This window comes from Photobacterium sp. J15, from assembly GCF_963870815.1.
GTDB classification, from domain to species: Bacteria; Pseudomonadota; Gammaproteobacteria; order Enterobacterales; family Vibrionaceae; genus Photobacterium; species Photobacterium marinum.
The window spans coordinates 1,467,391-1,480,543 of record NZ_CAWMUI010000001.1; the positions used below are offsets into that span (position 1 = coordinate 1,467,391).

Annotated in this window: 7 protein-coding genes and 1 pseudogene; 5 read left to right on the forward strand and 3 right to left on the reverse strand. The window is 42.7% G+C overall.

The genetic code is table 11. From position 1 onward, the window contains the following. The first annotated feature begins 104 nt into the window (after positions 1 to 104). The 4 genes from AACQ93_RS06880 to ald all read left to right on the forward strand — a co-directional run bounded on the left by AACQ93_RS06880 (position 105) and on the right by ald (position 5,804). The gene (locus tag AACQ93_RS06880) at positions 105 to 3,056 is read left to right on the forward strand and encodes a bifunctional diguanylate cyclase/phosphodiesterase (RefSeq protein WP_198160100.1); all 2,952 of its coding nucleotides are present in this window, start codon (positions 105 to 107) and stop codon (positions 3,054 to 3,056) included. Positions 3,057 to 3,211: 155 nt separating this feature from the next. Continuing rightward, complete coding sequence (locus tag AACQ93_RS06885) at positions 3,212 to 3,868, forward strand: HAD family hydrolase (RefSeq protein WP_064603153.1); 657 nt, start codon at positions 3,212 to 3,214, stop codon at positions 3,866 to 3,868. A gap of 58 nt (positions 3,869 to 3,926) precedes the next feature. Continuing rightward, the gene (locus AACQ93_RS06890; RefSeq protein WP_064603156.1) at positions 3,927 to 4,193 is read left to right on the forward strand and encodes a hypothetical protein; all 267 of its coding nucleotides are present in this window, start codon (positions 3,927 to 3,929) and stop codon (positions 4,191 to 4,193) included. Between the two features lie 495 nt (positions 4,194 to 4,688). After that, positions 4,689 to 5,804, forward strand: a complete 1,116-nt coding sequence (ald, locus tag AACQ93_RS06895) for an alanine dehydrogenase (RefSeq protein ID WP_064603159.1) — start codon at positions 4,689 to 4,691, stop codon at positions 5,802 to 5,804. 838 nt (positions 5,805 to 6,642) lie between these two features. On the opposite strand, the gene AACQ93_RS06900 is transcribed toward ald, so the two are convergent. Together AACQ93_RS06900 and AACQ93_RS06905 are read right to left on the reverse strand one after the other, a co-directional pair. After that, on the reverse strand, positions 6,643 to 7,290 hold the full coding sequence (locus tag AACQ93_RS06900; protein ID WP_007462395.1) for a murein L,D-transpeptidase catalytic domain family protein: 648 nt from the start codon (positions 7,288 to 7,290) through the stop codon (positions 6,643 to 6,645). Between the two features lie 763 nt (positions 7,291 to 8,053). Beyond that, positions 8,054 to 10,690: pseudogene (locus tag AACQ93_RS06905) on the reverse strand (chitinase C-terminal domain-containing protein); the annotation flags it as partial. A 508-nt stretch (positions 10,691 to 11,198) separates the two neighbouring features. On the opposite strand from AACQ93_RS06905, the gene AACQ93_RS06910 reads away from it, so the two are divergent. Then, positions 11,199 to 12,359, forward strand: a complete 1,161-nt coding sequence (locus AACQ93_RS06910; RefSeq protein ID WP_198160101.1) for an EAL and HDOD domain-containing protein — start codon at positions 11,199 to 11,201, stop codon at positions 12,357 to 12,359. Between the two features lie 38 nt (positions 12,360 to 12,397). Here the strand turns inward: AACQ93_RS06910 and AACQ93_RS06915 are convergent, their stop codons facing one another. Continuing rightward, positions 12,398 to 13,018, reverse strand: a complete 621-nt coding sequence (locus AACQ93_RS06915) for a YccT family protein (protein ID WP_064603165.1) — start codon at positions 13,016 to 13,018, stop codon at positions 12,398 to 12,400. Positions 13,019 to 13,153 lie beyond the last annotated feature (135 nt).

The window sequence follows — 13,153 nt, forward strand, 5'->3', positions numbered from 1 at the left end:
ACTTTTCTTGACAATCTTCATGCTGTAAAGTCCACACCGCTTTGCATATAAAAACAGGAAGAATGCTCTCTGGCGCAATGTTTATGAGGGCTGTCAAAGAAGTGATGAAAAAAACAATAGAACGAGCATTACAGAACCTCCATGGAACCCAGTTGTTTGATGAAATCACTAATATCCTGTCTGAGTACCTGTCGGCGACGCAATGTTTTGTCGCTTATTTTGACGAATCTTCCCGCTATGCCCACACTTTGTCTTACCGTGAAAATGGCGAAAAGAAAGAGAATTTTACTTATCCGTTATCAGGTTCACCATGTGAGCTGATAAAAGAAAAAAGCCAGTTTTGTTTCTTTTCCCATGGTGTGAAAACGCTTTTTCCTAATGCTGCAACGCTACAGAGTACCTCTGCAGAAGCGTATGTTGGTTTACCCGTATTCGGTCATGGTGAAGAGCCTGTTGGTATCGTTGCATGTTTATTTGACAAGCCTTACGAGCATTCACAACAAGCGCAACAATGGTATGACAAGCTCTGCCATTTACTTGGCGTTGAGCTGAAATTTTCTGCATTAAAGTCTAAGCAAGAAAAGCTGTTATGGGAGCTTGAAGAAGGGCAGCGGGTCGCCAAGGTAGGCAGTTGGTATTGGGATTTAACGACTGACATTATTACATGGAGTCAGGAGGTCTATCGAATTTATGGTATTGATGACGCTTCAATTACTCCATCCATCGACTTTCTATCTGAGCTGATCCATCCAGAAGACAGAGACTGGGTTCTGTCATCACTCTATGGTTCTATTGAATCTGACGACGTGACATACAATCTTGTCCACCGTGCATTGATGTCAGACGGCTCAGTCAAATACTTACGGAAACGGGCAGATGTTACCCGTGATAAAAATGGTAAACCGCTTCAAATGCGGGGAACTGTCCATGATGTTACCGATGTCTACCAGATTTCAGCCAAGTTGACCCGAGCATCTAATAAGCTGAACACCACCTTTAATTCTGTCGAAGAAGGGATCTGGGAATACGATTTGGTGACCGGAGAGTTTTTCACCTCACCCAAATTCTGGAACATTCTTGATCGGGAAAAGCCTTGTCGGGGAAATGACTTCTCAGACTGGATAGAGTGTATTCATCCTGAAGATCGTATTGAAGGAATGAACTTTTTCCATAACTTCATCGAGCAAAACCAGAATCGGGTATTCCAGTTTGAATTTCGTTTAAATCCGCAACAGCAAAACGGTAACGCAAAACCAGAGGAGCGGTGGTTTAAGCTGAAGGGTAATATTATTGCCAAGAACGCTGACGGAAAACCAGCTCGTGTGGCTGGCATTCAGCGCGACATAACGAACAGCGTGGAGGCTAAACGTCAGCTTAACCGCGCACAAGTGGTTTTTGATAATACCTCTGAATGTATTCTTATTACCGACAAACATAATCGCATTATTTCGGTCAATCGGGCGTTTGAGCAAACCACTGGTTATCGTGAAAAAGAGCTGCTGGGCCTGACGCCGAAAGTTCTTTCTTCCGGTATCCATGATCAAGAATATTATAATTCGCTATGGTACAGCCTTGAGACTAAAGGGCACTGGAAAGGAGAAGTCTGGAACAAGCGAAAAAATGGCGAAATGTACCCGGAAGAGATGTCGATCAATGTCATCCGCGACAGCAATGATGAAATCGTCAACTATGTCGCTGTATTCAGGGATATTAGTCACTGGAAGCAGGTTGAAGAGCAGCTGACCTTCTTTGCCTTCTATGATCCGTTAACCGGATTGGTTAACCGTCGCAGCTTTGTTCACAGGGTTGAACAGCATATCAATATGGTGCAGAAGAAAAATTCAGTTTTCTCTTTGCTGTTTATTGATATGGATGATTTTAAATCGGTTAACGACCTGTATGGTCACGACTTTGGTGACAGGTTACTGACTCAGATCGCCGATCGGTTGAAAGCATTGTTTGAGGAAAAAGATAATATTTGCCGCTATGGTGGCGATGAATTCTGTATTCTCTTGCCGAACCTGACCGCGGCTGATGCACGAGAAAAAGCTCAGGAGATTGTCTCTGTTATTTCACAGCCTTTGGAAATTGATGGTGCTGTGGTTAATACCACGGTAAGCATCGGTATTTCCGCCTTCCCTGAGAGTGGCTTGACGCACCATGCTTTGCTGAAGAATGCCGATTATGCAATGTACTATATGAAAGGGCAGGGACGTAACGGTGTATGCGAGTATGACGGTAAACTTCAGTCTGAATACATCCAAAAACTGAAGCTGCGTGACAGGCTTAAAAATGCTATCGCTGAAGGTTCCCTGACCGTTTACTATCAGCCGATTGTCCATGCGCAGACAGGGCTGGTGAATAAGTTTGAAGCCCTGGTCCGCTGGAAAGATGCAGTTTATGGTGACATTCCTCCGAGTCGTTTTATTCCAATTGCCGAAAAATATGGTTTGATTAAGCCAGTTGGTTCATTCGTTCTGCATCAGGCTTGTCGTGATCTTAAAGCGCTTCATGATGCTGGTTATACCAATGTCAGTTTTTCGATCAACCGCTCGGTAAAAGAGTTCATTAATCACAGTGATGATCCGGCTATTTGGGAAATTACCCAACAATACGGGCTGCCAGATAAGTCCATTATTATCGAGATCACTGAATCGACAGCATCGAAAGAAAGTAGTGATATCCAAAGCTTATTGGGTTTTTTCAAAAAACGTCAGATGCAGGTCGCACTTGATGATTTCGGGACCGGCTACTCGTCATTAAGTGCAGTGGTCGATTTACGGCCGGACATTATCAAGATTGACCGTGGATTTATAAAAGAAATTTGTCGTAGCCAAGACAGCCTGACACTGGTGTCTTTGATTATCGATCTCAGTCATAAGCTGGGGATTAAGGTGATAGCTGAAGGGGTAGAAACCGAAGCTCAGCTGCATATATTACAAAAACTACAATGTAAGTATGTTCAGGGCTTTTACTTCAGTAAGCCACTGCCGTTTGACCAGTGCCTGACTTATTTATCTCAGTCTTATCGGCACTCGGAAGTACCGGTTTTCTAAGGCTGTTCTCTTCATATTGAGGGAGCCAATATTACAGGCTCCCTCTCATTTTTATACACTCCCGCCGTTTGTTAGAAAATTGCTTCGACGTTATATACATCTGCTTGTTATCATTACGGGATCTATCAGTTGGTAACGGTGGGAAAAAGAGCTGTATGCAGGCAATTTGTTTTGATTTTGACGGAACTTTGGTCGATTCCGAGGTGTTCCACGCACAGAATTGGTCAGATTATTTGGCTGATCATGAAGTTGATATGTCATCAGAGGTATTTTTGCGTGATTACGCTGGTGTGACCTGGATTAAAGTTGCGCAGGATCTGAAAAGCCGCTTTTTCCTCAAGCCTGACATTGAAGAGATTCTAGAGCAAATGGTTGCCATTACCCATGATGCTCTGATGAAAGGAACAATCCCTGCAAAAGTTGGTGTTGATGAGATGCTACGTGAGTTCCATGGCAACTTGCCACTGGCAGTTGTGACCGGTGCTCCGCGTGATTATGTTGAAGGTATTTTGCAGCGTCATGGCTGGCTCGAATTGTTTGATCACGTTTTTTGTGGTGAAGATGTTGAGAATAATAAGCCTGAGCCGGATATCTATGAACTGGCTTGTAAGACACTGGGCTATTGTTCTTCACGAGTAATTGCTATTGAAGACAGCCTGACGGGCTTACAGTCAGCATCGTCAGCTGGTTTGAAGGTCGTTTTAGTTAATGATATTCAGAATGACTGGCGTATCACTCCTGACTATCATTTTTCAACAATTCAGGATGCCCGTCCGGTGGTGGCTGGTTTACTGAACCCTGAACAGAACTAAGTACAATACTTTCCATCCAATATAACATTGGGTTGAGGCAAGACTTAAAGGCAGAATTATGCAAAACGAAGAGATTATGACCGGTGAAATGCTGGTGGAAACAGTAGAAAACCAGCTGGCAGAAGGCAATCCGCTGAAAGTGAAAGAGACGCTGATGCGCTTGATGATGACAGGTACGCCACGAGAAGAAGCGATTCAGATGATTGCTTGTGCACTGTCGGTTGAAGTTTTCGATGTCGTGAAAAATGAAGGTACATTTAATCTTAAGCGCTATAGTGAAAACTTGGATGCTCTCCCAGATATGCCGTGGGAGTATGAGGGATAACCTCCTTATTTATTAATCAATAAAGCCGCGAAAGCGGCTTTTTTTGTGCCGTATATTTCTATTGTTGTATGCATCAAGTTGGTGGATGTTTGATTAATGTATCGATTGTTATCATTGATGAAAAAGAAAGTTACTCTGTCAGATAGACTTTTCTGCTGCTAAATGTAAAAAAGATCTTGTTTATCCTGCCTTGAACACTTAAAACGCCCCTTAACTCATTGTTTTTAACCGATATGTCATAGCGGTTAATGCTGATATGTCATTGAAAAATGCTATTTAAGTCTAGTTTTGCCTCTAATGGTGGATAACCAGACTGGTTATCTTGCTTATTGCGAATTTTTCTTGTGTGAGCTGAGTCAAAAACGGTTAATTGTGCTGTAGCAGTAGAAAATACCAGACTCATTTGTTGTCATTTGGTTAAAATTTAGTGGCACATTTCAGACTTTTTTATTTATTGTTTACATATCTTTTAACGAAGGCAGCAAGGATACGAAGATGATTATTGGTGTACCGAAGGAAATCAAAGTTCATGAATACCGTGTAGGTATGGTGCCTGCTTCTGTCAGTGAAGCTGTAGCGCATGGCCATCGCGTTTATGTTGAGACCCAAGCAGGGGCCGGTATCGGTTTCAGTGATCAGGACTACATTGATGCAGGTGCTCAAATTCTGCCAACAGCGGAAGATGTATTCGCTGAATCTGAAATGATCGTAAAGGTTAAGGAGCCGCAGGCTGTTGAGCGTGCAATGCTTCGGGAAGGCCAGATCTTGTTTACTTATCTTCACCTTGCTCCGGACCCGGAACAAACGATTGATTTGATCAACAGTAAAGCTGTTTGTATTGCTTACGAAACAGTAACTGATGATTTTGGTCGCTTGCCTCTATTGGCACCTATGTCTGAAGTTGCTGGTCGTATGTCTGTTCAGGCTGGTGCTTTTGCCCTTGAAAAATCCAAAGGTGGTCGAGGAATGCTATTGGCTGGCGTCCCTGGGGTTGAGCCAGCTAAAGTGGTCGTCATCGGTGGTGGTGTAGTGGGAGCCAACGCTGCACAAATGGCCATAGGATTGCGTGCCAATGTCGTTGTGCTGGACCGCAACATTGATGTTCTTCGTAAGCTAGATGCGCAATTTGCTGGTGATGTTCAATGTGTATTCTCCACTAAAGATGCGATTGAAAAGCACGTACTGGAAGCGGATTTGGTTATTGGTGGTGTGCTGGTGGCTGGTGCGGCTGCACCTAAGCTGGTAACTGCTGAAATGATTAAGAAAATGAAGCCGGGTTCAGCAATTGTCGATGTGGCAATTGACCAGGGCGGCTGTGTTGAGACATCACATGCAACTACGCATAGTGAGCCGACTTATATTGTTGATGATGTTGTTCACTACTGTGTTGCTAATATGCCTGGCGCAGTGGCTCGAACCTCAACGTTTGCACTGAATAATGTCACACTCCCTTACATCCTGAAGCTGGCAGATAAAGGCTATAAAGCTGCACTGCAAGAAGATAAGCATTTGCTTAATGGTCTGAACGTTTATCGCGGTAAGATTACCTGCGAAGAAGTTTCTACTGCTCTGGATTTACCATACGTATCAGCGGAAGAGGCGCTGGCTTAATTATCTTTCTCATTTAAAAATCCCTGCTCATGCAGGGATTTTTTGTTTTATTGTGCGGTATACCCACCAATGATGCTCGGACATTTGTTGTTGCTGTTTTTCTTCCTATAGTCAGTGCTGTAACTAGTTGTATAGCCAGTTCCAAGTTTATCGATATTTATCAGTTGATTTATTATGTACTTTCGGACGTGGTAGGACATGTCTAATTTAAGCAAGTGGGCAATGCAAGCAGCCCCTTTGCTACAACACGCTTGAAATGACTGCATCTATTGTTTGGCTGAATATAACAACTCAACCACTAGATGGTATGTGGAAATAATATTTTTTTGTGGTACTTATTTGTTTATGTGAAAACAAAAAGGTTAAAGTTCATCATAGACTGATGATATTTAAAAAGTAATTTAATTTTTTGGTTTGAATTATTTGTGGTTTTTTCTTTTGTTCTGAGGGTGAATGTATGAGAGTTGTTTTATGTCGGTTGTTACTATTATGGATTTAGGTGTTGCTGACACTAAAAATTAGAAATATTATCAGTTGATTTTTAAGTATTATTTTAAAATGTAGGGATTTAATGCTTTTAAACTGGTCGCTCCTTAAGCTTTTATTAAGCTGGAATTAGCTACTTTAATATCAACTTCACTGCTGTTGGTTTTCTGGTTTATGTGCGGATATATGATGAGCCGGAAAGAAATGATTTCATTGAAAGCAACGCAGGCATAGTTTGAACCAAATTGTGGTTTGTTTATGTCTGGTTAGAGAGGGGAGACCTGAGATGGAAAGTTTAAGCAAAACAGCCAGAGGACATTTAATTGATATAAATGCCCTCCAATTGTTGAAATCATGCATAAGCGAAGATGACGCTTCCACCTTTGATTGTATCGATGATATCGCGTGCAAGGCTGCGTGGCAGAGCAGGACATCCCCAGCTTCGGCCCAGATAGCCATTACGCTTGATGAATGCTTCTGACGCATAGTCTGCACCGTGAACAACAATGTAGCGGCGACGAGCATTGTCATTCTTGCCGTGAGTCAGTCCGTCAAGCTTCAGAGAATAGCCATTTCCACCGTAGTAAGTTGTATCGGTAAGAAATGTCCCTAAAGAGGTTTGTCGCGAGTTGACCGTGTTTGAGAAACGAGTCGCGACTCGGCCGCCGCTGTTTACACCATGTGATACATAAGTGTTGTAAATTAATTTATTGCGCTTCAAATCAATGACAAAAAATCGCTTTTCAGTTGAAGGCTTACTGTAGTCAATAATCGTCAGTAGCTGTTTTTTCCTTGATTGGGTTTTAAAGTAAGCGTTGTAGCCTTTTTTAAATACCTGATAGTCAATGACTCCTTTCAAGTTTGCTTCTTTATATACGTAATCAATAAGAACATCATGATCTTCAATTTTAGTATATGAATTTTCATGACTATCACTTGCCTGAGCCTTTAAAGGTAACGTGCAAAGTGCGCAGATGAATAAAAAGATCGCCTTCTTCATTGTTGTCGTAGAACACTCTATTGTTGGGTTTATTAGTATGAGGTCGTGACTTTACCACAAACGTTGTGAATTTATAGTGTCAAAAAACAGCAGGGGATATTAGTGAGTGCAAAATAAAATAAAGTTTAATTAAGGATGAGGTTGCTAATTTATTTCAATTACAGTGCGTTAATTCGTAAATTTACTTTTTTCTGACATTGACTATTAAGGATGAGACAAGTGGATCATATATAAGATAGTCTGTTTTTATATATGTATAATTTATTGATATCAAATATAAAAGATGCAGAAAATAGTAGTAAATGATGAAAAAATAAACTTTTTGCTGTTTGGATAAAAAATGAGCACAGTATCGCATTTTTTTACTCTCAAACACTTGTTTAAGTCAAAAAAGTAAAACCTGTTTCTTATTGCGATGGATTGTTGTGGTAGAAGTTATTGAACTTAGGTACTTAAGAACTTAATTATCATGCAGTTAATAAATGCAAAATGCTTCAGTAAGAGATTATGATTAGGATTTGTTGGTGTTACAAATTTGTGATAAAGCGATGGAGGTTAAAATTAGACCATATAGATAATCAGGTATTTTGATTAAGCTCAGCTCTGTTGGGTCATGTTGAAGTTATTTGGACGTAAAAGTTCAGTGTAAGAAGTAGAGGTTATTTGGAAACAGGCTTCGCAATGGCCAGCCCCGCCATATTGAGTTAGGGCTGGCATTGAGCTGGCCGAATGCAATTATCCGGCACTGCTTTGCTTATTGCTGCAGATTACCCAATGGTAGATCCGGTTGTTCAAATTTCAGCGCATAGTCTCTGCCATTGACGTTCACTGTGTAGTTAGCCGGGCCAGAGATTGGAAGGTAGTAAACCATATCCAATTCATAAGTGCCGCCTGCTGGTAGTGACTTCCAGTTAGGCAGTGTAAATGCCACCCGATGCATCACACCGTCAAGTCCACCAATGTTATTGGCTTTGGTATGTCCTGATGCAATCACTTTCAACCCCGCACCAGACTGGTCTTTAGCATTGTCCGGGGTTGAAACAGGAATGTCGAACTGGAATTCCGTACCGCCAGGCAGTGTCTGACCTGTGTTATTGGTAAAGGTGAGTTTTGGATTGATTGGATAGTTTTGATCACCGACTTTGAAGCCACTGACAGCGACTTTGATATCAAGTGCTTCGGTTGGAAGTGCTGCAGTCGCAATTTTATTTCCGTATGGTGTTGCCGACTTAAATTTGTCGTAGATAGCCTTCGTCATAGTATTACCCATATGGTATTCACCATTACCGGATTGACAGGCTTTCTCCGTTAAATCGACAGTGGTACGGTTGCCGTTGGCATCCATAACATAACAGTTATAGTCCCCCGCCAGCTCCCAGAACATGATGCCGCCGATCTCTTTGTCGATGACATAGCTAGCTTTGGTATTGATTGACTCTTTGTCTTCAGTTGACAGGAAGACTTTCTTCTCGGCATTCCACAACCATGGTGCAACGGCCACGCTGTCATAATGGCGAGCATACGTGCCGGTCAGTGGATCTTTGGCGGGATCCAGGCCATAAGCCGCAGTATAGCTACCGTAAATACCCTGAGCGAGGTTCATAGCATGCCACATTGGGTTAGAACCAGCTCCCATCTCATCTCCGGCAGCGTTCTTATCGTGCCACAGGTTGTCGATACCCATCGCACCAAAGCCGCAGTTATTCTTCTGACCTTCACCTGTTCCTGGAGGACACTGAGACTGGTTAGGTAGCGGAGCTTTACCCCACAGCCCGTTTTCACCACCGCTGACGCCTTGCCAGCCGCGTGTATAGTACGGAACACCGATGTTGATACGGCCTGCTGGCATTGAGCCGCGGAAGTAGTGGTAAGCCCAGTCAGTGTTCAGGTAACCGATACCGCCATATTGAGGGGTTCCGTAAACATTCCACATTGCCAGTTCAGAGTCTTTACCTGTGTCATACAACGCAGCGTTATGGCCGACGTGTTCGTTCCATGCACCATGCAGGTCGTAAGACATAATATTGACGTAGTCGAGGTACTTAGTGACATCCATGGTTTCCATGCCACGAAGCAGATAACCGGAGGATGGAGCCGCGATTGTCAGCATGTAGTGAATGCCATCCTGAGCACTGGCATGGTCAAGCTTTTCACGCAGTACGCGCATCAGTTCATGATAAGACTTCATCAGGTGAGGGCGGCGAGGTTCGGCAAAAGCTTTGTCGTCCGGGTTGCCGGCACCAGACATACTGGTTGGATATTCGTAGTCGATATCCAGACCATCGAACTTGTACTTACGCATCATTTCGACGGCAGAATCGACGAATTTCTGAATGCCTGCATGGTTAATGCTGCCATCGGCGTTAGTTGTCATGGTGTAGAAACCACCATCAGCGACGCGATTACCATCAGCGCCAAAGTGGCCACCTGTTTCAGCCCAGCCACCGATTGAGATTAGCGTCTTAACGCCATGTTTTGCTTTGGCGGTTGCGAGGGCACCGAAGTGTCCTTTAAAGCCTAGTGCCGGGTCGATTTCGACACCGTTCCATTCCATGCCGACTGCCGGGTTTTTAGGATCATTGATATTACCGATATTTACCTTACCGTCAGCGCCGATGCTGACAAAGGCGTAGTTTATGTGGGTAAGCTGCTCCCATGGAATATCACTGACCAGATAAGAACTTTGAGGGTCATCTCCTGCACGCCAGCTAGTGAAATAACCAATGACCCGGCGAGGGTGATCTGCGCCCATGATTTCGCGACCGTCTTCATCGTAAATCGTACAATAAGGTACGTTTACACCTTCAGTCTGATACAGGCCGTCAGGCCGACAGTTTTTAACAACTGTTCCGCCGTTAACAGTAAGTAGGGCTGCTGTTGAACTTGTGGTTGCACCCTTATCATCTGTTGCGCGCGCTACCACTTTCAATGTACCGCCCTGAGAGGCAGTATAGGTTAGAGTGTAAGGCGCTGAAGCTGCAGTGCCGACCAGAGCACCGTTCACAAGGAAGTCAACTTTAGCGACTTTGCCATCTTTATCAGCCGCAGTTGAAGTGAAAGTAACAGTGCCACCGATATCAACAGTTGAAACAGAGAGATTGAGATCAACCGTTGGTGGCAGGTTAGAACCGCCTGTGCCGCAGTCATCAACAAAAGTCCATTCCTGATGAGGACCTGAATGCGTGGCCGGGTTGTTTCCTTTGCTCCACCAGTTTGCTTTGTAGACTTTATTGCCTTCCTGGACTTGGGAGCCACTTGTATACGCTTTACTGCTGTCCCATGCATCTATTGCGCTGCAATCCATCGCTGCGTGTGCATTGAAAGCAAGCAGACAGGAAATGGTGAGAGTACTGAGCCTGAATGCATTTTTCATAATCTTTCCGTGTTTCGATTGAGTCATTGGTTCATCCTTAACTAACTGTTTCATCTATTGGTCAGAAATCATATACGGCATTGTTGCACTTAAAATCCGCCGTAAAACAACTATAGAAAAAGAAGCAAAAATAGCAGGATAATTTATTGATTTTTACATAGCGCGTCGCAATCACCTGTTTGTTTTATGAAATTACAAAGCACTTAATTTGCACCGATAATAAAAATTATAACGGTACTGGTCGGTTATTTTTTTCTGGGAAGCTTATTTATATTAATGAGTAACTTAACAGCATATGCTTTTATTAGACGTTATTAAGTGATTTTTAAAACAGCGTGCGTTTGACCTTATTGTTTGACTTGTTAATAGTGCGCTTGTATAACTGCATGGCATAATATTCAGCTGTGATATAGCTGTGGTTTGATGTTTTCAAAACATTTACAGGTGCCTGAGTCTGTCTCAAATGGAACTATCTGCTGTCCGACAACCGATTTATAACGCCAAAAAGAACAAAGTAGCTTTTCAACTGAGTTTTATGAATCCGGATAAATTGTCTAACAAATGTATCCCGCTTTCTGTCTTTCGTGGCAAGTTTGATTCAAAACAGTTGAATGATGTGCTGGTCAAGGCAGGTCTTGAACATTTGTCAGATAATAAAACCGTTATTATCCCTTTTGAGCGACGAACTCTTAAAAGTGTTCTGGGGTATTTTTTCTCATCCAGGACGGCAGGTATTGAGCTGTCATCAGAAGAAGTTTTTGATGATGAACTGCTGGATTTATTACGGATCGGCAAGCGAAATCAGTTCTTTATTATTTTGGATGAGCGCGCTCTTCATGAAGGGAAAGAAGAATTTTTAAAGTGTGCCAGCCACATCAAACTTGATGTACGAAATAAGTCATCAGAATATATTCGTAAGAAAGTTGAAAAAGCGCAGGCCTATAAAACGAAGATCATCTTTGATCAGATCCGATCTGATGATGAGTTCAGAAAGCTAAGTGCATTCAATAATGATTTCTTTATCGGTGACTTATTTGCTAAGCAAGATCTGTCAGAAGTCCGGACAAATAAGTTGAATGAAGGATCCCTACTTAATGTTTTTCAGCATGTGATGCGTGAAGACTATTGCTATAAAAAGCTTACTGACATTCTTACTCTTGATTCCCAATTGGCTCATAAGCTTATCGCTTTTTTGAACTCAGCTATGTATGGCAGAGAGTCGGGTATTTACTCCATAAAGCAGGCTATCTGTTTTATTGGGGAGAATAATATGCGCAAGTTTATCTCTCTGTTGACAGCACAGGAACTGACGGACTCCAGGCCGGGAGATATTTATTTTAAGGCCGCAGGAAGGGCTCGTTTCTGTGAGTTACTTGCGAAAAAAATGGGAAAAAAACGTTCGGTCATCGACAGAGCATTTTTGAGCGGTTTGTTCTCCAGTTTACCGGATATCCTTGGCCTTGATATGGAAGAAGCACTGGAATTGCTGCAGATTCATCAAGATATAAGAAAAGCGCTGACTGGAAAGCAATGTGATCTTAAGCAAGTGGTTGATATTGTACTTGCATATGAGGACGCGGATTGGGAGCGTCTTAATCAGCTAAGTGCTCGTTGTAAGTTGTCGGTTGATTCTGTTCCTAAGCTTTACCAACAAATGTTGGAAGAAATGCAAACCGACACTTATTTGATGAATTAATACAAAAAGCTCAGCCAATGCTGAGCTTTTTGTTTGGGTTACTGAACTTGGTTGATGCGGGCTTTAAAGCGGGCTTGTGTTGCCGGATCGGCTTGTTCATACCAGTAGTTCAACATTGTTTCTGCAACATTTTCCCCTTGTTGCTTACCATCCAGATCCACTTTTGCCGGTAGTGTGGTAATAGCTGCTGATTTCATTGCTGCAGCGTTATCTGTCAGGTTATAGGCCACCATTTCTGCTTCATAATCGCGACCGAACTGAATACCTGACTTCATTAGTTTGTCTTGTTCAAAATTGATAGCCTGGCCGTTAGTATCAGTCAGTTTAATAGATGGGTTGTTATTGAATTTGAATGTTTCCATCTCATTTCGTAATTTAGGCATTTCAAGGCGGTAATTGGCATCTTGACCATTGAATTTGACAATAATTACGTCAGATTTGAACAGTTGGTATTCACCATTTTCGCGATAACCGTCCTGATATCGGAAAGCAATCTGGTTTTCGCCATTTTTCAGGACAAGCGGCTCGTTGCCATCTTTTTTGACACCGTTGACCAGAACAAGCTCGGCACTGTAAGGAAGTTCCAGGTTTATATCTGCAAGCGAAGGGAAGCTCAGACCGCATGCGGTAAGGGCGAGAATGGCTGTTCTAAGTTTCATGTCGATTCCTTGATGTTCCTGTTATCACGGCAGTTTCGCGCTGAATGCCTGAATATAGCCTGAATGCTATAGCGTATTGGGCACAGAATAATTGATATACCTGAGTCACCTCAAGTTACTTGTTCAAAAAGAGTT